The sequence below is a fragment of the Aureimonas altamirensis genome (assembly GCF_001463885.1).
Taxonomy (GTDB): Bacteria; Pseudomonadota; Alphaproteobacteria; order Rhizobiales; family Rhizobiaceae; genus Aureimonas; species Aureimonas altamirensis.
In genome coordinates this window covers 329,000-352,525 of the sequence record NZ_BBWQ01000010.1, presented here as the reverse complement: position 1 = coordinate 352,525, position 23,526 = coordinate 329,000, and the positions used below count along the sequence as shown (strand labels likewise).

Here is a 23,526-nt window from a genome sequence, read left to right as displayed (position 1 = left end):
ATACGTGACGGGCTCGCTCGCATGACAGGGCCCGGGCGCATCCTGCGCCTCGATGCCGCCACCGCCTTGCCCGCCGATCTGCGCGGAGGCGTGGTGGCGATCGGCAATTTCGACGGCGTACACCGCGGCCATCAGGCCGTTCTGGGTGCCGCAGCCGAGATCGCCGCGCGGCAGGGGCTGCCGCTGGTCTGCCTGACATTCGAGCCGCATCCGCGCACCGTCTTCCGGCCGGAACAGCCGGTGGCCCGCCTGACGCCCGCGCCGCTGAAAGCCCGCATCCTCGGGGAACTGGGCTTCGATGCGGTGGTGGAGCAGGCATTCACCCACGCGTTCGCGTCCGCGACGGCCGACAGCTTCATCGAGGATTACCTGCTCGGCGCGCTCGGCGCACGCCATGTCGTGGTGGGATACGATTTCCGTTTCGGCGCCCGGCGTGCCGGCACCGCGCAGACGCTGGCGGACGCCTGCGCAAGCAGGGATGTCGGCGTCAGCGTGATCGCCGAGTTCGACGACGAGGGCGGCGCGGTGGTCTCGTCCTCTCGTATCCGTTCGGATCTGTCGGTTGGCGACGTAGCGGGGGCGAATGCCCTTCTGGGCTACCGCTGGATCGTCGAGGGCGAAGTCGTCCACGGCCGCAAGCTGGGCCGCACGCTGGGTTACCCCACGGCAAACATGACGCTTCCGCACGACACGCTGCTGATGCAGGGGATCTACGCGGTCAAGCTGGCGCGGGCCGATGGCGTGGCCATGCCCGGTGTCGCCAGTTTCGGCCGACGGCCCACCTTCGACGGTGGCGCGGCCCTGTTCGAAACCTTCGTGTTCGACTTCGACGACCAACTCTACGGAGAAACGGTCGCGGTCTCGGTGTTCGGCCGGTTGCGGGGGGAAATGCGCTTCGACGATGCGAAGGCGCTGGTTGCGCAGATGGATCGCGATTCGCTGGATGCGCGGGCGCTGCTGTCCGGTTCCAACCCGCTGTCGCCGCTGGATGCGCGGCTGTCCTTTGGCGTCGCCACCTGAATCTCTCTTTATAACAGGCCGGTCTTGCACTAGAAACTGCGCCACCGAAGCCGGTCCATCCCGACAAAAAGCCCGATCCATGACCAAAGATGCCTTCGACTACGCCTCGACCCTCTATCTGCCGCAGACGGATTTCCCGATGCGCGCCGGCCTGCCGGATGCCGAGCCCAAATGGATCGAGAAGTGGGATTCGATGGATCTGTACGGCACGATGCGCCAGGCCTCGAAAGGCCGGCCGAAATACGTGCTGCATGATGGCCCGCCCTATGCCAACGGCACCCTGCATATCGGCCACGCCCTGAACAAGGTGCTCAAGGACGTCGTCACCCGCTCGTTCCAGATGCGGGGGTACGATTCCAACTACGTGCCCGGTTGGGATTGCCACGGCCTGCCCATCGAATGGAAGATCGAGGAGCAGTATCGTGCCCGCGGCCTGAACAAGGACGAGGTGCCGATCAACGAGTTCCGGCAGGAATGCCGCGAGTTCGCTACCCATTGGGTGGGCGTGCAATCCGCCGAATTCCGCCGCCTGGGCGTCGAGGGCGATTTCGCCAACCCCTATCTGACGATGGCCTATGGGGCCGAGTCCATCATTGCCGGCGAGTTGCTCAAATTCGCCATGAGCGGCCAGCTCTATCGCGGTTCCAAGCCGGTGATGTGGTCGGTGGTGGAGCGGACCGCGCTGGCCGAGGCCGAGGTGGAATACCAGGACCACGAGTCGGACACGATCTTCGTGCGGTTTCCCGTCCGTGGCGACGGGCCGTTTGCCGGCGCCGCCGTGGTGATCTGGACGACGACGCCGTGGACGATCCCCGGCAACCGTGCCGTGACCTACAATCCGCGCATTGCCTACGGCCTCTACGAGGTGACGGCGCCCGAAACCGCCGAGGCGCCGCGCTGGGCGCACCAGGGTCAGCGTTACCTGATCGCCGACGCGCTGGCTGCCGATGTCATGGCAAAGGCCCGCGTACCGGAGGGCGGATATGCACGGCTGGCCGACGTGCCCGCCGGCGCGCTCGAGGACATGGTGCTCGATCATCCGCTCAAGGGCTGGCGCCCTGAGGGGGCATCGGCCGCCTCCGGCGAGCCCTATGCGTTTCCGGTGCCTCTTCTGGTCGGCGCCCATGTGACCGACGATGCCGGCACGGGCTTCGTGCACACGGCGCCCGGCCACGGAACGGAAGATTTCGAGGCCTTCATCGATGAGCGTCGGGCGCTGGAGCAGCGCGGCATCGACACGACGATCCCGTTTACGGTCGATGATGACGGGTTCTATACCAAGGACGCTCCGGGCCTTGGGCCGGACGCGCCGGCCGGCGCCGCACGGGTGATCGACGACAAGGGCAAGAAGGGCGATGCCAACAAGCGCGTCATCGACGCCCTGGTGGAGACGGAAACGCTGATCGGCAGAGGCCGCCTCAAGCACTCCTACCCGCATTCCTGGCGTTCCAAGAAGCCGGTCATCTACCGCAACACGCCGCAATGGTTCGTCCACATGGACAAGGATATCGGCGGCACTGACGATACGCTTCGCGACCGTGCGCTGAAGGCGATCGACGAAACGCGCTTCGTGCCGGCTTCCGGCCAGAACCGGCTGCGCGGCATGATCGCCGACCGGCCCGACTGGGTTTTGTCGCGTCAGCGCGCCTGGGGCGTGCCGATCTGCGTTTTCGTGGACGAGGACGGCGCCGTTCTGAAGGATGAGGACGTCAACGCCCGCATCCTGGCGGCCTTCCGCGAGGAAGGGGCGGACGCGTGGTTTGCCGAGGGCGCGAAAGAGCGCTTCCTGGGCAACGGGCACGACGCCCAGCGCTGGACCATGGTCCGCGACATCCTGGACGTGTGGTTCGACTCCGGCTGCACCCATGCCTTCGTGCTGGAGCAGCGCCCCGACCTGAAATGGCCTGCCGACCTGTATCTCGAAGGGTCGGACCAGCATCGCGGCTGGTTCCACTCCTCATTGCTGGAATCCTGTGGCACCCGCGGTCGCGCGCCGTACGACGCTGTCCTGACGCACGGCTTCGTCATGGACGAGGACGGCCGCAAGATGTCCAAATCGCTGGGCAACATCGTCACCCCGCAGGAGGTGATCAAGCAGTCGGGCGCCGATATCCTGCGTCTGTGGGTCGTCTCTTCGGACTATTCGGAAGATCTCCGGCTCGGCAAGACGATCCTGCAGACCAATGTCGACGCCTACCGCAAGCTGCGCAACACGATCCGCTGGATGCTGGGCACGCTGGCGCATGACACGGGCGAGACTGTGCCCGTGGCCGAGATGCCGGAACTGGAGCGGCTGATGCTGCACCGGCTGTCCGAGCTGGAGGCACTGGTGCTGAAAAGCTATGACGCCTTCGACTTCAAGCGGATCGCGCGCGCGCTGCTCGATTTCGCGGTGGTGGAACTGTCGGCCTTCTATTTCGACATCCGCAAGGACGCCCTCTATTGCGATGCGCCGTCATCCCTGCGCCGCAGGGCCGCCTTGCAGGTGGTGCGGGAGATTTTCGACAGGCTCGTGACGTGGCTGGCCCCGCTGCTGCCGTTCACGATGGAGGAATCCTGGCTGGCGCGCCATCCGCAGGCGACGTCCGTTCACCTCGAGCAATTCCGCCCCGTGGGCGCCGATTGGCGCGACGATGCGCTGGCCGGCCGCTGGCGTGACGTCAAGCGGGTTCGCCGCGTGGTTACGGGCGCGCTCGAGGAAGAGCGCCGCGCCAAGCATATCGGCTCATCGCTGGAGGCAGCGCCCGTGGTGCATATCGAGGATGCCGATCTGGCTGCGCTGTTCGAATCGCTCGACCTTGCGGAGATCGCGATCACCAGCGGTATCGAGGTCACCACCGCACCGGCACCGGCCGAAGCCTTCCGGCTTGCCGATACGCCGGGCGTGGCGGTCGTGAACCGGCTGGCGGAAGGGCGCAAATGCGCGCGTTCGTGGAAAATCCTGCCGGATGTGGGCTCGGATCCGGAATTTCCGGATGTCAGCCCGCGCGACGCCGAGGCGCTGCGCGAGTTGAAGGCGCTCGGGGTGGCGGTCGCCTGACCGCCGCCTTGCATTATCGGCCCGGAAATCTGTAATTTAGCCGCAGTTGAGTGTAAGGAGGCCCGGAGGCATCCGCCGGATGGCTTGCGATGCAACGGGGATTGGAAGGTTCATGAGCATGAAGAACGCGAGCCGCGCCATACGCCTGGCCATGCTCGGCACATGCGGGCTTGCCCTCGCCGGTTGTGTCGGTCCGACCTACGGAACGGGCACGACGCAGGGCGCGCAACTTCTGAACGATCTGGACAACATCGTGTCCCTGGGGTCCAGCGACAACAAGCAGCCGATCAACTATCAGCCGCGCCCCGAGCTGGTTAAGCCGCAGAACCTCAACCAGTTGCCTCCGCCGCGCGACGCCACGGTTGCATCCGCCAACCCGAACTGGCCGGTTTCGCCCGAAGTGCAGCGTGCGCGCCGCATGGCTGCTGCCGAATCGACGGCGGGCGATGCCGCTTTGCCGGCAGACTATCGTACCGGCGTCCAGGCGCCGGCCGGCGGCAATACGCGCCTCGGCGACAGCGAGGGCTCGTGGATCGATCCGCGCCGGCTCGGCCGGGAGGGCCAGCAGGCGCAGCAGACGCGCGCAACCCAGTACGGCACGACGTCGGAGCGCCGCTATCTGTCCGAGCCGCCATTGGCCTATCGCCAGCCCGCCGCCGGCGCCCCCGTTGGCGACCAGGGCGTGGACGAGTCAGTCAAGGAGCGCCGCTCCAAGGGCACCAGGACGCTCGGCTCTCGTATCCGCGACGCGCTTCCGTTCTAATCCTGCGAGGGTTCACGCCGCAGGCGGAAAAATTCCGTCAGGATATGGGCGGACTGCGTCTCGGCGATGCCGCCATAGACATCGGGTGCGTGATGGCAGGTCGGCTGCGCATAGAAGCGGCCGCCATGCTCGACACCGCCACCCTTCGGGTCGCTCGCGCCGAAATACAGCCGGCGGATCCGTGCAAACGAGATTGCCGCCGCGCACATCGCGCAGGGCTCCAGCGTTACATACAGGTCTGCGCCGGTCAGGCGCTCCTGGCCGAGTGTGTCGCAGGCACGCCGGATCGCCAGGATTTCCGCATGGGCGGTCGGGTCGTTCTGCGCGCGCGTCTCGTTGCCGGCACGGGCCACGATACGGCCATCCATCACCAGCACCGCACCGACCGGCACCTCGCCGCGCTCGCCGGCTGCCTCTGCTTCTTCCAGCGCGGCCTGCATGAATTCGGTGCCGTTCAACTCGCGTGACCCCTCGTGTGCGTAGGCCGGACCTGATAGAGCATTTTCAACGAAGGTGGGAGCGTGTTGTGCCTGATGACGCCCCGCACCCAGACAGATGACGTGGATAGACCGATGAACGACAGGAACGGCCGCGACGACAAGCGGCGCAGGGATGGCCGCCGGCCGGGGCAAGGCGACGGGCGCCCGGGGGCGGACGGCGACAAGAAGCCATTCAAGCCGCGCAGCCACGGCACGAAGTCGCATGGCGGGCATGAAGCGGACGGCACGCCCAAGAAGCCGCGGAGCTATGGCCGGCTGTCGCATGACGCCGGTGGCCGTGACGACGAGCGGCGCGGTGGTTTCGGCAAGGACGGCGAAAAGCGCGGCGGGTTTGGCAAGCCGCGCGCCTTTTCCGATCGCGGAGACGCACCGCGTACGGCGCGCCCGCCACGCGATGCCTCGCGTCCGCCGCGCGATGCAGCGCCGGAGGATGTCGGCACGATGCGGATCGCCAAGCGCCTGGCGCGGGCAGGGGTCGCCTCGCGCCGTGACGCAGAAGGCATGATCGCCGATGGCAGGGTGCGCGTTAACGGCACATTGCTGGACAGCCCCGCCATCGATGTCGGCCCATCGGACCGCATCGAGGTGGATGGTGCACCGCTGCCGGCCATCGAGCGCACGCGTCTGTGGCTGTTCCATAAGCCCGCAGGGCTGGTGACGACCAATCGCGATCCCGAGGGACGCCCGACGGTGTTCGATCGCCTGCCGGAGGACATGCCCCGCGTGCTCAGCATCGGGCGGCTGGACATCAACACCGAAGGCCTGCTGCTGCTGACCAATGATGGCGGCCTGTCGCGGACGCTCGAGCTGCCGGCAACGGGTTGGCTTCGGCGCTATCGCGTGCGCGTGCATGGCTCTGTTTCGCAGGCCGCGCTGGACGAGCTGCGGCAGGGCATTGCCATCGACGGCGTCTTCTATGGCGCGGTCGAGGCGACCCTCGACCGGGAGCAGGGTTCGAACGCCTGGCTGACGGTCGGTCTTCGCGAGGGCAAGAACCGCGAGGTGAAGCGCATTCTCGGCCATCTCGGCCTTGAGGTGAACCGCCTGATCCGCGTTTCCTTCGGCCCGTTCCAGCTTGGCGAACTGGCCGAAGGCGCGGTCATGGAAGTGAAGGGGCGCACCCTGCGCGACCAGCTCGGCGAACGGCTGATAGAAGAGTCGGGCGCCAATTTCGATGCGCCCATCGTCAATGAATTCTCGAACAAGCCCGTCCGCACCGAAAAGCGCGATGTGCCGGAACGCCGCCGTGCCGATGGCCCCGACGCCGAATGGATCACGGTCGGGGAGATGAAGAGAAAGCCGAACCGCAAGCGTTCGGATGCCGCGTTCCGTGAAAACGGCCTGGCCCGCCTGGATACGAAGCCGGGCGGCGACCGTGGTCCGCGCCGCGAGCGGGACGACAAGCCCTTCCGCGAGGGGCGGCCGGACCGGCGCGAGCGCCGGGATGGCGATGGCGAAGAGACCCCGCGTCCGCGTCGGCCTGCCCCGCCGACGGGCCGCCGGTCGGCAAATGTATGGATGGCGCCGGGAGCCCGCGCCATAGGGCCCAAGCGCAAGGAAGCGCTGGAAGAGAGCGCGCGCACCGAGGGTGGACGCCCGGCCCGTGGCGGCCGGCCGGAGCGGAAAGGCCCAAGAGGCGACGGCCCACGGAACGACGGCCCGAGAAACGATGGGCCGAGAAGCGATGGGCCAAGGGGCGATGGCCCCAGGTGGAACGGCCCCAGGGGAAGCGGCCCGAACGCCGACGGCCCCAAAGGCCCCAGGGGAAGTGGCCCCAGGGGAAGCGGACCCCGCGGAAGCGGGCCCAAGGGCAGCGGACCCCGGGGAAGTGGCCCCAAAGGCGATGGGTTCAGGGGTGGCGACCGGCCGAAGGGAAACGGGCCCCGCCCGAGCCGTCCCGGCCCGTCCCGCGGACGCTGAGCCGGCATGCTGCGCATCGTCGCGGGTGAGTTCAAGGGAAGGGCGCTTGCGGGGCCGAAGGGCGACGCAATACGCCCGACGTCCGAACGCCACCGGGGCAGCCTTTTCGACATCCTCGAACACGGCCTGGCCTTCGACATGAAGGGCGTGCGGGTGCTGGACCTGTTTTCCGGCACCGGCGCACTGGGGCTGGAGGCGCTGTCGCGCGGCGCGCGTACTTGCGTTTTCGTGGAAGAGGGCGTGGAGGGCAGGGGCCTTCTACGCACGAATATCGAGGCGCTGGGGCTGGGCGGCCGCACGAAGGTCTTCCGCCGCGACGCCACGCGCCTTGGCGCGGCAGGCAACCTCGAACCTTTCGATATCGTGATGGCAGACCCGCCCTACGGGAAACGGCTTGGCGAGGCTGCGCTGGAAGCGGCGCTTTCGGGTGGCTGGCTGCGCGCCGATGCGCTTGCGGTGCTGGAAGAAGGCAAGGGCGCGTCCTTTTCGCCCATCGCCGGTTTCGACCTTCTGGACGAACGCGACATGGGCGCCAGCGTGCTGCGTTTTCTGCGCGTCTCGCAGGAGAAAAGCGAAAAGCCCGCGCCCCGCCTTACAAAAACGTAAATTGCGCGTTGCTGGTGGATTGGCCATACCTCGCCGCGCCCGTCGAGCTCCAAAGGATGTGAGACATTGATCGCCAGAGCTATTCATTCCTCGCCGTCCGGAAGCGCCCGCCTGAAGCGGTTGCTTTTGGTTTCCACCATGGCTTTCGGCCTGTCCGCCGGCCTCGTGCCGGCCTCCTTCGCACAAACGCCGGCACAGGACGCGCCTGCCGCGACCTCGACCGTCGAGGAGGCGGTCGCCAAGGCCGAGGCGATGCGCCCGGACATCGAAAGCTTCATGCTGGATAATGGTTTGCAGGTGGTCGTCATTCCCGATCATCGCGCGCCGGTCGTGACGCAGATGGTCTGGTACAAGATCGGCTCGGCGGATGAGCCCCCCGGCCAGTCCGGCATCGCCCACTTCCTCGAGCATCTGATGTTCAAGGGCACCAAGACCCATCCCGCCGGCGAGTTTTCGGCGGCCGTGTCGGATATCGGCGGCGAGGAGAATGCCTTCACCTCCTATGATTACACCGCCTATTTCCAGCAGGTTCCCGTTTCCGCGCTGGAACAGATGATGGAGTTCGAATCCGACCGGATGGCCAATCTGGTGCTGGACGACGCCGCCGTCCTGCCCGAGCGCGACGTCATCCTGGAAGAGCGCCGCATGCGGGTGGACAACGATCCCGGATCGCAGCTTGCCGAGGCCATGGGTGCGACCCTGTTCGTTAACAGCCCTTATGGCACGCCGATCATCGGCTGGCAGAGCGAGATGGAGAAGCTGTCGCGCGACGACGCCATCGCCTTCTACGACCGCTATTACACCCCGAACAACGCGACGTTGATCGTGGCCGGCGACGTGACGGGTGACGAGGTTCGCGCGCTTGCCGAGAAGACCTTCGGACAGGTGGCACGGCGCGCCGACCCCGGCCCGCGCGACCGTCCGCAGGAGCCGAAAGCCCTGACCGAGCGCACCGTGACGCTGCGCGATGCCCGCGTGACGCAACCGAGCGTCCAGACGGCGTACGTCGTACCATCGGAGCGCACGGCTGAAGGGCGCCAGTCCGAGGCGCTGGACATCCTGGCCGACGTGCTTGGCGGCGGCTCGACCAGCCGGCTCTACCGCGCGCTCGTGATCGACAATCCCATCGCCGCAGGGGCGGGCGCCTATTATCAGGGCGACAGCCTGATGGAAGGCCAGTTCATCACCTACGGCACGCCGCGCGGCGCGGCCGATGTCGAGACGCTGAAGGCCGCCATCGACGCGGAGCTGGAGAAGATCGTCACCGACGGTATCACGGCCGAGGAGCTGGCCGCGGCCAAGAACCGCGTACGCAATGCCCTGATCTATCAGCGCGACAGCCAGACCTCTCTGGCCCGTCGTTACGGCGTGGCCCTGTCGACGGGGCGGACGGTCGAGGATGTCGAAAGCTGGCCGGAGCGGATCGAGGCGGTAACGGTGGACGACGTCCAGGCGGTTGCGCGGGACTATCTGTCCGGGATCGGCGCCGTGACCGGATATCTCCTGCCTGCCGCCGACGCGGGCCAGTCGTCCGACGCGCCGGCAGCGGCGACGCCGCCCGCCGGACCTGCAACCGATATCGAGGGCTGATCTCCATGTTCCGTTTTTCGAAGTTCCAGCCCTCCATGGCCGTGCGCGGCGGTCTTGCCTTTCTGCTGACGGCCACGGCCGGCCTTGCGGCAACGCCGGCCTCTGCCATCGAGATCCAGGAAGTGACCAGCCCCGGCGGCATTCATGCCCTGTTGGTGGAGGATTACACCAACCCGCTGATCGCCATGCGGTTCGCCTTCAAGGGCGCCGGCACGACGGAAGATCCGGCCGGCCGGGAAGGCATGGCCAATCTTCTGTCCGGCCTTCTGGACGAAGGGGCCGGCGATATCGAAAGCCAGGACTTCCAGTCGCAACTGGACAAGTTCGGCGTCAGCCTGTCGTTCAATGCGACCTACGATAATTTTGCAGGCAATTTCCGCACCATCGTCGAACACGAGGACGTCGCCTTCGATCTGCTGCGGCTGGCGGTCAACGAGCCGCGGCTCGACGACGAGCCGGTGGACCGTATTCGCGGACAGATCGCGACCGGCATCATCGCCAGCCGCAACGACCCCGGTACACTGGCGGGCGATGCGTTCCGCCGTACGGTATTTCCCGACCATCCCTATTCCCGCCCCACCGAAGGCACGGTCGAAAGCCTGAACGCCGTTACGGTGGACGATCTGCGTCACTTCCGCGACACGGCTTTCGCCAAGGACAATCTGGTCGTCGGCGTGGTCGGAGCCATCGATGCCGAGCGCCTCGGCGAACGGCTGGACGAGGTGTTCGGCCCGCTGCGCGACACCGCCGAACTGACGCAGGTTCCGGATGTCGAGCCGGTGATGGGCGCGCGCGAGCATGTCGAGCTGGCGATCCCGCAGACGACCATCCAGTTCGCGCTGCCCGGCATCGCGCGCGACGATCCGAAGTTCTTCGACGCCTATCTGATGAACCATATCCTCGGCGGCGGGACATTCTCTTCCCGCCTGTACACCGAGGTCCGCGAAAAGCGGGGGCTTGCCTATGGCGTCGGATCGTATCTCGTCGATTACGACCATGCGTCCTTCCTGGCGGCTTCGACAGCCACGCGCGCCGACCGGGCCGGCGAGAGCATCGACATCATCCGCCAGGAGATGGCGCGGCTGGCCCAGGACGGGCCGGGCGCGGAGGAACTGACAAAGGCCAAGGCCTATGTGAAGGGCGCCTATGCCGTGCAGAACCTGTCATCGTCGCTCTCCATCGCCTCGACGCTGGTGGGCATCCAGCTCGACGGCCTGGGTATCGACTACATCGACAAGCGCGAGGGCCTGATCGATGCGGTCGACGCCGAAGGCGTCAAGGCGATAGCGAAAGAACTCCTGACGCCCGACCCGACCATCATCACGGTCGGTCAGGACAACGGCTGAGACGGCCGACATGGACGAGGCCGTCGCACCCATCACGGGCGACCAGCCCCGGCAAAGCGGCAGGCCGCGTATCGGGCTTGCCCTCGGTGGAGGCGGCGCGCGGGGCATCGCGCATATCCATGCCCTGCATGCCTTCGACGATCTCGGCATCAAGCCGCACCGGATCGCCGGCACGTCGATCGGCGCGCTGATCGGTGCGGCCTATGCAGCCGGAATGCCGGCCGGCGTGATCGAGGAGTTCGTGGTCGACACGCTGGGAAACAAGCGCCTGGTTGCGGGCCGGCTGTGGCGGACACGGCCGGCCAGCTTCGCGCAGTTCATGGCCGATGGCGGCGTGCGCCTCGGCCAGTTGAACGCCGAGCGCGTGGTGGGCGCGTTCCTGCCGCTGGAACTGCCGTCCCGCTTCGAGGATCTGTCGATCCCCCTGTCCGTAACGGCGACGGATTTTTATTCCGGTGATGTGCTGTCGCTGGAAAGTGGCGACCTCGTCAGCGCCATAGCTGCATCGGCAGCGCTACCGGCCATCTTCCGGCCCGTGCGGCGGGAAGGCATCGTGCTGATCGACGGCGGGATCTGCGATCCGCTGCCGTTCGATCTCCTGGCTGGGCGGGTCGATCTCAATATCGCCGTCGACGTGACCGGAGGGCCACTGGAATCGGCGGGCGGTTTGCCGACGCCGACAGAAGCGATGTTCGGCGCTTCGCAATTGATGATGCACGCGATCATTCAGGCCAAGCTCGCGTCATCGCCGCCCGACCTGGTGGTGACACCGCCGGTCAGCCGCTACCGCGTCCTGGATTTCCTGCGTGTGCGTACGATCCTTCAGGAAACGTCAGGCCTGCGCGAGGAGCTGAAGCGCAAGATTGCCGCCCTGTGCGAGCTTCACGATCTGGAGCTCTGAGCGCTCTCTTCCAGAAAACGCATCAGGCCGGTTTCGGCCCTGCTGAGGCCCTGCCGGGCACGTCCCTTCATGAGATCGAAATCCAGCTCCTCAGCCTCGAAGGCTGTTATGATGCCGGGATGCACGTATGAAGACCGCGCCACGGACGGCGTGTTGCGCAGGACATCGCTGACGGCGCGCATGGCTGCGGCCACGGCGCGCCGACGCTTCGGCTCGGTATCGGCTGCCGGGCCGACCTCCTCGATGAGATAGCGCAGCGCCTCTGCCGACCCATGAAAGGTTCGAAAATCCTTGGCCGAGATGCGTGCATGGCCGCGTGCGTGGAGATAGTCGTTCAGCCGGTTGGCCGTCAGCACGTGGTCCTGCCTGTCCGACCCCTGGAAACGGAACAGGCGCTTGCCGCGGCCCTTGCGCATCTTGGCAAGGCCGTTGACCAGCCGCCTGTCGCGGATTTCGACCGTCTGCCGCTTGCGGGATTTGCCGACGAAATCCAGGACGGCTCCATCGCCGCGCATCCGCAGATTGCCCTTTTCGAGAGATGCAACGCCCCGACCGCCATCGATGGCGTACTTCTCGTGGCCGGGCCGCATCGACGACAGGTCGATCAACCGGACGGCGGTCGCCGCTGCCAGCTTCTCGTCTGGTTTCCGGCGTCGCATGTCGCGGTCTATATGCCGGCGAAGCTGCGGCAGGGCGCGGCCGAAGCGCAGCAGACGCTCGGTCTTCACTGCGTTGCGCACATTCACCCAGACATCGTGATAGCGATATTGCAGACGGCCCTTTTCATCCCGGCCCGTTGCCTGGATGTGACCGTTTTCCTCCACGCAGATTTTCACGTCGCGCCATGCGGGTGGCAGCACCAGCGCCTTCACCCGGGCCTTCAGGCGCTTGTCCGTGATCGCATCGCCATTGGCGAAGCAGATCCGGTGTCCCTTGCCGTGCGAGCGTCGTTCGACATTGAAATCGGCCGGGTCGACGATGGTCAATCCGTTTGCGGTGGCATGAAATTCGAGTGTCTTCGTCATGGGTTGCATCATCCGCTACGGCCATCGGAAACGGTTGGTGCGTATGTGGGTTCCTGCGGCGACGTGTCCCGGGAACGGCCACCAACCCTTTGGATTGCCCTCATCGGGAACGCCAAAAGAGGACAGCGCAATGTATCGCAAGGGATCGAAGGTCACCTGGTCTTGGGGTAACGGCACCGCGGAAGGCCGGGTCGAGGAAAAATTCACCGAAAAGGTCACGCGGAAGATCGCTGGAAAGTCGATCACCCGGAACGCCGACAAGGAGAATCCCGCCTATCTGATCGTGCAGGAGGACGGCGCGAAGGCGCTGAAGTCGGAATCCGAGTTGTCGAAGGGGTGAACCGCATCCACCGGGTTGATGGATGGCGACCAACTGATACATGTTGATGACCAGAGTTCCGGGCCGATTCCATGCATGACAAGACAGAACGCCTTCTGAACGCCGGGCAGGACATCATCAGGGCTGCCCTGCGCCACGGTGCCGACGCCGCTGATGCGGCGATATCGCAGTCGCGGTCGCGTGCGGTTCAGGTGCGTCTGGGTAAGCTGGAGGAAGCGGAATCGTCCGAGTCCGACAGCCTCTCGCTGCGCGTCTTCGTGGATCGGCGCGTGGCGACCGTCAGCGCCGATCTTTCCGGCGATCTCGACAAGGCCGCCGAGCGTGCCGTGGCCATGGCGCGCGTTTCCCCCGCCGACCCCTATGCCGGCCTTGCCGAGCCGGACAGGCTTGCCACGATCTTCCCCGATCTCGACCTTTACGACGATACCGATATCGCCACTGCCGACCTGATCGAGCAGGCGCAGGCGCTGGAAGCGGCGGCCCGCTCCGTTGCGGGCGTCACCAATTCGGGCGGGGCCAGCGCCACATGCGGGTTCGGCGGGTTCGTTCTGGTCACCTCGGACGGTTTTTCCGGAACGCGGGCGCGCTCGGCCTATTCGCGATCGGTCAACGTGATCGCCGGGGAAGGCACCGCCATGCAGCGGGACCACGACTATGATTCCCGCATCCATTTTTCCGATCTGGATGCCGCCGAGGCGATCGGCCGGAATGCCGGCGAGCGGACCGTGCGCCGCATGAGCCCGGACAAGATCAAGACGGGCCGCTATCCCATCGTTTTCGATCCGCGCACGGCGCGTGCGCTGGTGGGCCATCTGGTCGGGGCCGTCAACGGCGCGGCCATCGCCCGGGGCACGAGCTTCCTGCGCAAGCGGATGGGCACGCGCATCCTGCCGGAGACGATTTCCGTGATCGACGATCCGCTTCTGACGCGTGGCTGGGGTTCACGCTCGTTCGATGGCGAGGGCGCGGCGGCTGCGGCGCTGCCGCTGGTGGCGGACGGCATTCTTGCCAACTGGCTGCTGGATGGCGCAACCGCGCGCGAACTGGGCCTGGAGCCGAATGGACGGGCTTCGCGCAGCGGGGGCGGCGTCTCGCCCTCGTCCTCCAATGTCATCCTGTCGGGCGGTCAAAGGCCTGTGGCCGAGCTGCTGTCGGAAGCCGAGGGGGGCATCTACGTCACCGAGCTGATCGGCCATGGCGCCGACCTCGTGACCGGCGACTATTCGCGCGGGGCGTCCGGTTTTCGCATAAGGGGCGGTCAACTGGCCGAGCCCGTTGCCGAATTCACCATTGCCGGCAACCTTGCGGACATGCTCCTGGCGATTTCCCCCGGAGACGATGTGGACAGCCGTTTCCCGATCATCTGCCCCACCATTGCGGTCGGCGAGATGACCGTGGCCGGGGTTTAGACGTGCGATCCGTCGACGATCTCGTCCTGCTCCAGCGAGCGGCCGGCGAGGCCGCCCGGATCGCGCTCGGCTATTTCAGGCAGGATCCGGAAGTCTTCTGGAAAGAGGGGAACTCTCCCGTCAGCCAGGCCGACCTTGCCGTGGACGGCTTCCTTCGGGATTTCCTTCTGTCGGCGCGGCCACGCTATGGCTGGGTTTCGGAAGAGACGGCGGCAGAGCCGCCCAGCGGGTCCGAGGAGCGCTTCTTCGTCGTCGACCCGATCGACGGGACCCGGTCTTTTCTGCGCGGCGAGACCACATGGTGCGTAGCACTGGCCGTCATCGAGGGAGGGCGCCCGACGCATGGCGTGATCCACGCTCCCGTCACCGGCGAAATCTTCACCGCCTTCGCCGACGGGCCTGCCCAGATCAACGGCCAGGAACTCGCGCAACTACCGCAGATCGCCGGAGAGCGCATGACGCTGTCGCTTCCGGATGGGGTGCGGCGGCGGTTGAGCGCGGCGGATGCCGCACGCATCGACCTTGCGGCGTCGATACCGTCTCTTGCCTACCGCCTGGCGCAGGTGGCGCGCGGCCGGCTCGACGGGACCATCGTCCAGCCGAGGGCGAACGACTGGGACATCGCCGCCGCCGACCTCATCCTCGACAGGGCGGGCGGTGCGCTGCTGAATGGTGTCGGCCAGCATCATAACTACAACTTGACGCCGCGACGTCACGGCCTGCTGATCGCAGGCGGAAAGGGCGTGCTGCCGCGCCTGCAGGAGATCGCTGCTTCCTTGCACGAATAGCCGGTTTCGTGGCAAGCATCCCCGCACAGCAGCATTGCCGACAAGGACGACAGACGATGATTGAAGAGAGCATCCCCAAGCAGAGGCTGCATCTGGTTTTCGGCGGCGAGCTTGAAAGCCTCAACGGTCTTTCCTTCCGCAATCTCGACGACCTCGACATCGTCGGCATCTTCCCCGATTACTCGTCGGCGCTGGCGGCCTGGCGCGGCAAGGCGCAGGCCACGGTGGACAACGCCGCCATGCGCTACTTCATCGTGCATATGCACCGTCTGCTGGAGCCGGAAGCAGGCGCATGATGCGCGGCTTTCACGGGCGATGAGAGACGGCGTGCCATCGGACGACCAGCAGGGCGAGAGCGGCAGACAGCGCGGGGACAGGCGACGCTTTCTGCGGCGCCAGTTGCGCGCGCTGGGGCGGTCCGGTGCGGCGGTGCGTGTCGGTGGCGCCGCCATCTACGGCGTGCTGCAGGCGATCCGCGCCACGCAACGCATTGCCGATGGCTCGTCCGACTGGCGTGCCATCCTGACGAAAGAGCATCCCGCCATCGTCGCCCTCTGGCACGGGCAGCATCTTCTGGCCCCCTTCTTCCGTCCGCGTGAACTGCCCTATGTCGCGCTGTTGTCGCGCAATGTGGATGCCGCCATCAATGCCGACGTGGTCGAGCGGTTCGGCATCGGCACCGTGCGCGGATCGGGCGGGCGGGTCCGGCATGCGGCCTCGGAAAAGGGTGGCGTGAAGGCGCTGATCCAGCTTCGACGCTTCCTCAAGGAGGGGCGCGGCGTGTGCATGATCGCCGATGTCCCGAAGGGCACCCCGCGAGAGGCCGGCCTGGGTGTGGTGACTCTGGCCCGCATGTCCGGGCGGCCGATCATCCCGGCTGCCGCCGTGACGAGCCGCAGGCACGTGGTGCAGCGAAGCTGGGACAAGACCACGATCCCGCTTCCGCTGGGTCGTATGGCGGTGTGGATGGGAGAGCCTATCCATGTTCCGGCCGATGCCGACGATGCAACGATGGAAGAAATCCGCCGGCAGGTTACGCTGGCCATAGAAACGGCCAATCGCCGCGCCATCGCATTGGCCGACGGCGATCAGGCAGAGGCAGGTAGCGCGCATGAGTGACGGCTGGGCGCGGGGCGTTCTGACCACGTACAGGCTGGTGGGGTCCCTCGCATATCCGATGCTTGGAGCCTATGTCGGCTGGCGGGCCGCACGCGGCAAGGAAGACCCGAGGCGGCGGCGCGAGCGGTATGGCTTTACCGATGCGGTACGCCCCGAAGGCGGGCCACTGGTGTGGATCCATGCAGCCTCGATCGGCGAAAGCGCCGCTGTCGCGCCGCTGGTGCGTGAGATCGCCAATGAAGGCTTCACCATCGTCATGACGACGGGCACGGTCACCTCCGCTGCCATCGTCAGGGAACGCCTTTCCGATGCCGTCATCCACCAATATGTGCCGCTGGATCTGAAGCAGTCCGTCGGACGCTTCCTCGACCACTGGCGTCCAGATGTCGCCATCGTCGCGGAAAGCGAAATCTGGCCGATGACGCTGATGGAGCTGACCAAGCGCCGCATACCGCAGGTGCTGGTCAATGCCCGGCTGTCAGACCGCTCCTTCCGCCGTTGGCGCGCCGTGCCGGCGCTGGCCGAGGCCCTCCTGGAAAACATCTCGCAGATCGTGGCGCAGTCGGATGTCGACGGCGAGCGGTTCCACATGCTGGGTGCGCGCAGCGTCACGGTGGCCGGCAACCTGAAGGCCGACACCGCGCCGCCGCCCCTGCCGGACCGGGAGGCCGCTTTGGCGCTGGCGCAGGCCATTGCCCGGCGCCCCACCTTTGCCGCCGTATCCACCCATGCCGGTGAAGAGGCGATCATCGCCGACGTCCATCGCAAGGTTTCCGAGCGGCTGCCGCGCCTGATGACGATCATCGTGCCGCGTCACGTGGAACGGGCGCCGGAAATCGTCAAGGAGCTGACGGGCAAGGGGCTGCGCGTCGCGCGCCGCTCGCTGGGGGAAATGCCCGATCCGACCACCGATATCTATCTGGGCGACACGGTGGGAGAGATGGGTCTTTATCTGCGGCTGACGGAAGTGGCCTTCGTGGGCCGCTCCTTGGCCGGAGAGGGCGGGCAGAACCCGCTGGAGGCCGCGATGCTGGGTACGGCCGTCCTGTCCGGGCGCTATGTCCAGAACTTCCGGGATATTTACCAGCGCCTGATCAAGAATGGCGGCGCGCGCATCGTCAAGGATGGCGAACAGCTTGCCGAAGAGGTGGAGCTTCTGCTGACCGACGTGGAGGCACGCGCGGCAATGAGCGCCGCCGGCAAGGCCAGCGTGCATGAGATGCGCGGCGCCCTGTCCCGCACGATGCAGGCGCTGGAGCCTTTTCTGCATCCGTTGCGCCTGACCCTCAATTTCGAGCGTCGACAGCGCGGCGATCCGCATCGATGATGGGTGGCGAAACCCCTGCCTTCTGGTGGGGAGGGTCGCAGTGGGCGGCGCTCGCGCTGCGGCCCGCATCGGCGATCTATGGCGCCATCGCGCGACGGCGCATGGACAAGGGCCGCCGCGAGGCGGTGGACGTGCCCGTCCTGTGCATCGGAAACTTTACGGTTGGGGGCGGCGGAAAGACGCCGACCGCACTGGCCATGGCCGGCGCGGCCGAGGCCGCCGGCCTGCGCCCCGGCTTCCTGTCGCGCGGCTATGGCGGATCGGCTGCAGGCCCGCTGCTCGTGGACCCTGACACGCATGCAGCACGGCTGGTGGGCGATGAACCGCTGCTTCTGGCGGCGCGGGCGCCGACCGTCGTGGCAAAGGACAGGGGCGCAGGGGCGCGCTATCTGGTGGACACCGTCGGTGTCGATTTCATCATCATGGACGATGGCTTCCAGAGCGCCCGCCTGTGCATCGACTTCGCCCTTCTCGCCATCGATGCCGGGCGTGGCCTCGGCAACGGGCAGGTGGTGCCGTCCGGCCCCCTGCGTGCGCCGCTCAAAGACCAGATCCGCCACGCGGACGCCCTGTTGGTGATCGGCGAGGGCGCCGCCGGCGCGCAGGCCATCCGCCTGACGGCACGCGGCGGCAAGCCCGTCTTCGAGGCGCGCCTGGAGCCGCGCGCCCATGCACTGGCCGGACGGCGGGTGCTGGCGTTCGCCGGCATCGCCGATCCTGAGAAATTCTATCGCTCGCTGCGCGCCGTCGGGGCGGACCTTGTCCGCACGCGCGATTTTCCGGATCACCACCCGCTTCAACCGGCAGAGATATCGGAACTGATGGCCGATGCCGCGCGCGATGCGCTGCACCTCGTCACGACGCGCAAGGATGCGGCACGACTGGCGGGTGAGGGGCATGCCGCCCGGCAGCTTCTGGCGCAGGCGAGCGTGCTGGAGGTCGATCTGGTTTTCGAGCCTTCGTCGCTCGGTAATCGGTTCGTGGCAGAGACGCGGGCAGCCTTCCGCCGCCGAAAGTTCGGCTGACAACGCTTCCCATCCGGCCAACGGGCCTTATCTCCGGTTCACACTTTTCCGACCCGAAGGGACTGAAGATGATCCAGAGCTATGGCTTTGCCTGCACGGCTGCCAACGAGCCTATGAAGCCTTGGAGCTTCGAGCGGCGCGACCTGCGGGATGACGATGTCCGCATCGAAATCACCCATTGCGGCGTCTGCCACTCCGATATCCACCAGGTCCGCAACGACTGGGGCGTGGCCACCTATCCGCTGGTTCCCGGACACGAGATCGTCGGTCGGGTGACCGAGGTCGGCGCGGCCGTCACCGCGTTCAAGCCGGGCGACAATGTTGGCGTCGGCTGCATGGTCGATTCCTGCCAGGATTGCCCCTCCTGCGCCGATGGGCTGGAGCAGTACTGCGAAAAGGGCATGACGCAGACCTATGCCGACACGGACAAGCAGGACGGCCTGCCCACCTATGGCGGCTACTCGGACCAGATCATCGTACGCGAGGCATTCGTGCTCCGCATGCCCGAGGGGCTGGATCTGGCCGCCTCGGCGCCGCTGCTGTGCGCCGGCATCACGACCTATTCGCCGCTGCGCCACTGGAAGGTGGGCAAGGGGCACAAGCTCGGCGTCGTCGGGCTTGGCGGGCTCGGACATATGGCAATCAAGTTCGGTGTGGCGCTCGGCGCCGAGGTGACGCTGTTCACCCGCTCTAAGTCGAAGGAAGCCGAGGCCCGCGCGCTCGGGGTGCACCATGTGGTGCTGTCGACCGACGAGGAGCAGATGAACGCGGTCGCGGAGACGCTGGATTTCGTGTTGAACACGGTGCCTGTGCCGCATGATCTGAACCCGTATAACAACGCCCTCAAGCGCGACGGTACACAGATCATCGTGGGCGTGCTGGAGCCCATCGAGCCGCCGGTCGCCGGCTTCCCGCTCATTTTCAGGCGCCGGTCGCTGGCGGGATCGCTGATCGGGGGCATTGCCGAGACGCAGGAGATGCTGGATTTCTGCTCCGAGCACGGCATCGTCTGCGATATCGAGATGATCCGCATGAAGGACATCAACGAAGCCTTCGAGCGGACCGTCAAGGGCGACGTGCACTACCGGTTCGTCATCGACATGGCGTCGCTGGACGAAACGCGCGCGGCCGCCTGAGCCCGGACGTCCTGGAACGCTGCAGCGATGAGGCTGCGCGTATAATCTGCCTTGGGGCGGGTGAAGATGTCATCCGTCCCGCCTTCCTCCATCAGCATGCCGTCCTTCATGACCATGATGTGGTCCGACATGGCGCGCACGACGCTGAGATCGTGGCTGATGAACACGTAGGATAATCCGTGCTCGTCCTGCAGCTTGCGCAGCAGCGCCACGATCTGCACCTGCACCGACCGGTCCAGCGCGGAGGTCGGCTCGTCCAGCACGATCACCTTCGGCTTCAGGATGATGGCCCGCGCGATGGCGATGCGCTGCCGCTGCCCGCCCGAGAATTCGTGCGGGTAGCGGTTGCGCGCCGAGGGCGGCAGACCGACCTCTTCCAGCGCGGCGGCCGCGCGCCTGTCCCGTTCCGCCTTGCCGATGGATGGTTCGTGGACGAGCAGGCCCTCGGTGATGACCTCGCCCACGGTAAGGCGGGGGCTGAGCGAGCCATACGGGTCCTGGAACATCAACTGCAACTCGCGCCGCAGCGGCCGCATCGCCGCCTTGTCGCGCGTGCCGATCTCCTGCCCTTCGAAGAGGATGCGCCCTTCCGAGGGAACCAGCCGCAGGATGGCGCGCCCGAGTGTCGATTTTCCGGACCCCGATTCCCCCACGATGCCGATGGTCTGGCCACGCTTCAGGTCGAGAGAGATCTTGTCGACGGCCCGAAACAGGCGCGTACCGCGCAGGAAGCCGTTGCCGCGCAGCAGATAATCGACGCTGACGTCCCGGGCCGACAGGATGGACGGCGTGCCCGCCGGCACCGGCGGCTTGCGGCCTGCCGGTTCTGCCGCGATGAGCATGCGGGTGTAGTCATGCTGCGGATGGTCGAAGATGGTGGACGCCGGTCCGGTTTCCACGACCTCTCCCCGCCGCATCACCACGACACGCGAGGCGTAGTTGCGCACCACGCCCAGATCGTGCGTGATCAGCAGCACGGCCATGCCCAGACGCTTCTGCAACGACGCGATGAGGTCCAGGATCTGCGCCTGGACGGTAACGTCGAGCGCGGTGGTCGGCTCGTCGGCGATCAGCAGTTCGGGCTCGTTGGCAAGCGCCATGGCAATCATGACGCGCTGTCGCTGCCCACCCGACAATTCGTGCGGATAGGCGTCGATGCGGCGCTCCGGCTCCGGTATGCCGACCAGCGCCAGCAGCTCCAGGGCGCGTGCCCGCGCCGCCCGGCCCGGCATCGGGTTGTGGTGGCGGATGACTTCCCGGATCTGCCGCCCGACCGTATAGAGCGGATCGAGCGAGGTCATCGGCTCCTGGAAGATCATCGAGATGCGCGCGCCGCGGTAGCGGTTCAACTCTTTCGGCGGAAGGCCGATCAGCTCCGTTCCGTGATAACGCGCCGACCCGGTGGCGTGGCCGTTTGCGGCCAGAAGGCCCATGACCGCCATCATCGTCTGGCTCTTGCCGGACCCGGACTCGCCTACCACGGCCAGGGTTTCGCCGCGGCGGACGCCGAACGACACCCCGCGCGCCGCGTGCACCGGCCCGTCCTCGGTGGCGAAGGTGACGTCCAGCCCCGTCAGCGTCAGGATATCGTCGTCGCTCATCGTCAGCGATCCTTGGGGTCGAAGGCGTCGCGCAGCCCGTCGCCGATGAAGTTGAGCGCGAACAGCGTGACGCAGAAGAAGGTGGCCGGGAAGATCAGCAGCCAGGGCGTCGCCTGTATGGTGGCCGCGCCTTCCGAGATGAGGGCGCCCCAACTGGTCAGCGGCGCCTGCACGCCGAGGCCCAGGAAGGACAGGAAGCTTTCGAGCAGGATCACCTTGGGCACGACGATGGTGACGAAGACGACGACAGGGCCGATCGTATTGGGGATGATGTGCCGGCGTATGATCTGCCAGTCGGTCAGCCCCATCGCCTCGGCGGCGGCCACGAACTCGCGCCGCTTGAGAGACAGGGTCTGCCCGCGCACGATACGGGCCATGTCGAGCCATTCCACCAGCCCGATCACGATGAAGATCAGCACGAAGGAACGGCCGAAGAAGACGACCAGCATGATGACGAGAAAGACGAAGGGCAGGGAATAGAGGATCTCAACCAGCCGCATCATGACATTGTCGACGCGCCCGCCCAGATAGCCGGCGATGGCCCCATAGGTGACGCCGATGACGAGGGCGACGATGGAGGCGAGGACGCCGATGACCAGCGATATCTGCCCGCCGACCATCGTACGCACCAGAAGGTCGCGCCCGTTGCGGTCGGTGCCGAAGGGAAACAGCGCCTGCTGCACCCGGCCGGTCACGACCATGCTGCGGCCGTCCGCCGAGGCCTCCTCGACCTGCGACCCGGCAAACTCGTTGACGCGGTCGAAATAGCGGGTCACGCGCGGATCGATCTCCCGCTCGCTTGTGATGCTTGCCCGGAACGCGCCGTCCTCGATGGTGAAGTCGGCAAGGTCGACCCGGGCGCGGCGCGTGACGCCCTCGACCGCGGCCTGCAGATCGGCCTCGCGCGGGAGAGGCTCCAGGCTCGGCGGAACCGCCACATAGGAAGCGAAGACCTGGTCGTAGCGGTGGTCGATCAGATGCGGCCCGCCGAAGGAGAACAGCGTCACCAGTACCAGCACGACCAGGCCGGCCATGGCGGCGCGGTTGCGGCGCAGCCGCATCAGCGCCAGTTGCAGCAGGCTTCTGCTGCGCGTCTGCGCCGCCGGCGCCGGTGCCGGTGCCGGCGCCTCTGCCGAAAGATCAGTCATGGCGAATCCTCGGGTCCAGCAGCGCGTAGAGGATGTCGACCAGAAGGTTGAACACGATGATGAAGACGGAGATCAGGATGACCGTGCCCATAACCAATGTGTAGTCGCGGTTCAGCGCGCCTTCCACGAAGTAGCGGCCGACACCGGGGATGGTGAAGATGGTCTCCACCACCGTCGAGCCGGTCAGGAGCGCCGCGCAGCATGGCGCCAGATAGGACACGATTGGCAGCATCGCACCGCGCATCGCATGCGTGACGACGACGCTGCGGGCGGGCAGGCCATAGGCCCGCGCGGTGCGGATATGGTCGGTGCGCAGAGCCTCGATCATCGAGCCGCGCGTCAGCCGTGCAAAGACGGCGAGTTGCGGAAGGCCGAGCGCGATGACCGGCAGAACGAGATTGCGGAAGCCGCCATCGCCCCAGCCGCCAGCCGGCACCAGGGACAGGATCACCGCGAAGACCAGCGACATCAGCGGCCCCACGACGAAGTTGGGAATGGTCACGCCGACCGTCGCGACGCTCATCACGGCATAGTCGACCCAGCCGTTCTGGCGCAGGGCTGCGATGACGCCGGCCGTGACGCCGCCGACGAGGGCGAAGGCGAGCGCCCAGAGGCCAAGCGTGATCGAATAGGGCAGGGCCTGCATGATCAGCTCCGCCACCGAATAGTCGCGGTAGATATAGCTTGGTCCGAAATCGCCAATCAGGGCGTTTTTCAGATAGGTGCCGTATTGCACATAGAGCGGCTGGTCGAGCTGGAACGTCGCCATGATGTTGGCCATCGTCGCCGGTGGCAGCGGCCTTTCCAGGTTGAAAGGACCGCCCGGCGCAAGCCGCATCAGGAAGAACGACAGGGTGACGACGATGAAGACCGTAGGCACGGCGCTCATCAGCCGGTGGGAAACGAACCGGAACATGGATTT

At 66.6% G+C, this 23,526-nt stretch carries 21 protein-coding genes; 16 read left to right on the top strand and 5 right to left on the bottom strand.

Annotation, left to right across the window (positions count from 1 at the left end):
- Positions 1 to 21 precede the first annotated feature (21 nt).
- From AUL31_RS07695 to AUL31_RS07685, 3 genes are all read left to right on the top strand, one after another.
- The gene (locus AUL31_RS07695; RefSeq protein WP_060603849.1) at positions 22 to 1,020 is read left to right on the top strand and encodes a bifunctional riboflavin kinase/FAD synthetase; all 999 of its coding nucleotides are present in this window, start codon (positions 22 to 24) and stop codon (positions 1,018 to 1,020) included.
- 79 nt (positions 1,021 to 1,099) lie between these two features.
- Positions 1,100 to 4,060 (top strand): isoleucine--tRNA ligase, encoded by a 2,961-nt coding sequence (gene ileS / locus AUL31_RS07690; protein ID WP_060603846.1) that lies wholly within the window; start codon positions 1,100 to 1,102, stop codon positions 4,058 to 4,060.
- A 112-nt stretch (positions 4,061 to 4,172) separates the two neighbouring features.
- Positions 4,173 to 4,823 (top strand): hypothetical protein, encoded by a 651-nt coding sequence (locus tag AUL31_RS07685; RefSeq protein WP_060603843.1) that lies wholly within the window; start codon positions 4,173 to 4,175, stop codon positions 4,821 to 4,823.
- On the opposite strand, the gene AUL31_RS07680 is transcribed toward AUL31_RS07685, so the two are convergent.
- Positions 4,820 to 5,263, bottom strand: a complete 444-nt coding sequence (locus tag AUL31_RS07680) for a nucleoside deaminase (protein ID WP_060603987.1) — start codon at positions 5,261 to 5,263, stop codon at positions 4,820 to 4,822. The two genes, AUL31_RS07685 and AUL31_RS07680, sit on opposite strands and share 4 nt — an antisense overlap.
- A 132-nt stretch (positions 5,264 to 5,395) precedes the next feature.
- Here AUL31_RS07680 and AUL31_RS07675 point away from each other — a divergent pair, with 132 nt between their 5' ends.
- The 5 genes from AUL31_RS07675 (at position 5,396) to AUL31_RS07655 (ending at position 11,686) form a co-directional block, all read left to right on the top strand.
- Complete coding sequence (locus AUL31_RS07675; protein ID WP_060603840.1) at positions 5,396 to 7,243, top strand: pseudouridine synthase; 1,848 nt, start codon at positions 5,396 to 5,398, stop codon at positions 7,241 to 7,243.
- 9 nt (positions 7,244 to 7,252) lie between these two features.
- Entirely contained in the window at positions 7,253 to 7,849 is a 597-nt protein-coding gene (gene rsmD / locus AUL31_RS07670) for a 16S rRNA (guanine(966)-N(2))-methyltransferase RsmD (RefSeq protein ID WP_060603984.1), read from the top strand.
- A 138-nt stretch (positions 7,850 to 7,987) separates the two neighbouring features.
- A complete protein-coding gene (locus tag AUL31_RS07665; RefSeq protein ID WP_060603837.1) occupies positions 7,988 to 9,439 on the top strand; it encodes a M16 family metallopeptidase in 1,452 nt (483 codons plus the stop codon).
- Between the two features lie 5 nt (positions 9,440 to 9,444).
- Positions 9,445 to 10,785, top strand: coding sequence for a M16 family metallopeptidase (locus tag AUL31_RS07660; RefSeq protein WP_082646832.1), 1,341 nt, complete (start codon positions 9,445 to 9,447; stop codon positions 10,783 to 10,785).
- A 10-nt stretch (positions 10,786 to 10,795) separates the two neighbouring features.
- Entirely contained in the window at positions 10,796 to 11,686 is an 891-nt protein-coding gene (locus AUL31_RS07655) for a patatin-like phospholipase family protein (protein WP_060603834.1), read from the top strand.
- Here the strand turns inward: AUL31_RS07655 and AUL31_RS07650 are convergent.
- Complete coding sequence (locus tag AUL31_RS07650) at positions 11,668 to 12,711, bottom strand: DNA topoisomerase IB (protein ID WP_060603831.1); 1,044 nt, start codon at positions 12,709 to 12,711, stop codon at positions 11,668 to 11,670. The genes AUL31_RS07655 and AUL31_RS07650 overlap by 19 nt on opposite strands.
- Between AUL31_RS07650 and AUL31_RS20835 the strand changes: the two genes are divergently transcribed.
- From AUL31_RS20835 to AUL31_RS07610, 8 genes are all read left to right on the top strand, one after another.
- Entirely contained in the window at positions 12,710 to 13,051 is a 342-nt protein-coding gene (locus tag AUL31_RS20835; protein WP_306302606.1) for a hypervirulence associated TUDOR domain-containing protein, read from the top strand. The genes AUL31_RS07650 and AUL31_RS20835 overlap by 2 nt on opposite strands.
- Before the next feature lie 71 nt (positions 13,052 to 13,122).
- Complete coding sequence (locus AUL31_RS07640) at positions 13,123 to 14,460, top strand: TldD/PmbA family protein (protein ID WP_060603823.1); 1,338 nt, start codon at positions 13,123 to 13,125, stop codon at positions 14,458 to 14,460.
- Positions 14,461 to 14,462: 2 nt separating this feature from the next.
- Entirely contained in the window at positions 14,463 to 15,248 is a 786-nt protein-coding gene (locus AUL31_RS07635) for a 3'(2'),5'-bisphosphate nucleotidase CysQ (RefSeq protein WP_060603820.1), read from the top strand.
- A 56-nt stretch (positions 15,249 to 15,304) separates the two neighbouring features.
- On the top strand, positions 15,305 to 15,544 hold the full coding sequence (locus AUL31_RS07630; protein WP_060603817.1) for a DUF4170 domain-containing protein: 240 nt from the start codon (positions 15,305 to 15,307) through the stop codon (positions 15,542 to 15,544).
- A 31-nt stretch (positions 15,545 to 15,575) separates the two neighbouring features.
- Entirely contained in the window at positions 15,576 to 16,367 is a 792-nt protein-coding gene (locus AUL31_RS07625; protein WP_244489346.1) for a lysophospholipid acyltransferase family protein, read from the top strand.
- A complete protein-coding gene (waaA, locus tag AUL31_RS07620; RefSeq protein WP_060603810.1) occupies positions 16,360 to 17,694 on the top strand; it encodes a lipid IV(A) 3-deoxy-D-manno-octulosonic acid transferase in 1,335 nt (444 codons plus the stop codon). The genes AUL31_RS07625 and waaA overlap by 8 nt, the downstream gene beginning before the upstream one ends.
- Positions 17,691 to 18,719 carry a tetraacyldisaccharide 4'-kinase gene (lpxK, locus tag AUL31_RS07615; protein WP_244489345.1) on the top strand — a complete coding sequence of 343 codons (1,029 nt, stop codon included), beginning with the start codon at positions 17,691 to 17,693 and terminating at the stop codon, positions 18,717 to 18,719. Before waaA ends, lpxK begins: the two co-directional genes overlap by 4 nt.
- A 68-nt stretch (positions 18,720 to 18,787) precedes the next feature.
- Entirely contained in the window at positions 18,788 to 19,855 is a 1,068-nt protein-coding gene (locus AUL31_RS07610) for an NAD(P)-dependent alcohol dehydrogenase (RefSeq protein ID WP_060603802.1), read from the top strand.
- Here the strand turns inward: AUL31_RS07610 and AUL31_RS07605 are convergent.
- The 3 genes from AUL31_RS07605 to oppB are packed head-to-tail and all read right to left on the bottom strand — an operon-like array spanning position 19,801 to position 23,520.
- Positions 19,801 to 21,462, bottom strand: a complete 1,662-nt coding sequence (locus AUL31_RS07605; RefSeq protein WP_143190209.1) for an ABC transporter ATP-binding protein — start codon at positions 21,460 to 21,462, stop codon at positions 19,801 to 19,803. The two genes, AUL31_RS07610 and AUL31_RS07605, sit on opposite strands and share 55 nt — an antisense overlap.
- Complete coding sequence (locus tag AUL31_RS07600) at positions 21,459 to 22,604, bottom strand: ABC transporter permease subunit (RefSeq protein ID WP_060603799.1); 1,146 nt, start codon at positions 22,602 to 22,604, stop codon at positions 21,459 to 21,461. Before AUL31_RS07600 ends, AUL31_RS07605 begins: the two co-directional genes overlap by 4 nt.
- Positions 22,597 to 23,520: an oligopeptide ABC transporter permease OppB gene (gene oppB, locus AUL31_RS07595; RefSeq protein ID WP_060603795.1), complete on the bottom strand. Its 924-nt coding sequence runs from the start codon at positions 23,518 to 23,520 to the stop codon at positions 22,597 to 22,599. Before oppB ends, AUL31_RS07600 begins: the two co-directional genes overlap by 8 nt.
- Positions 23,521 to 23,526 lie beyond the last annotated feature (6 nt).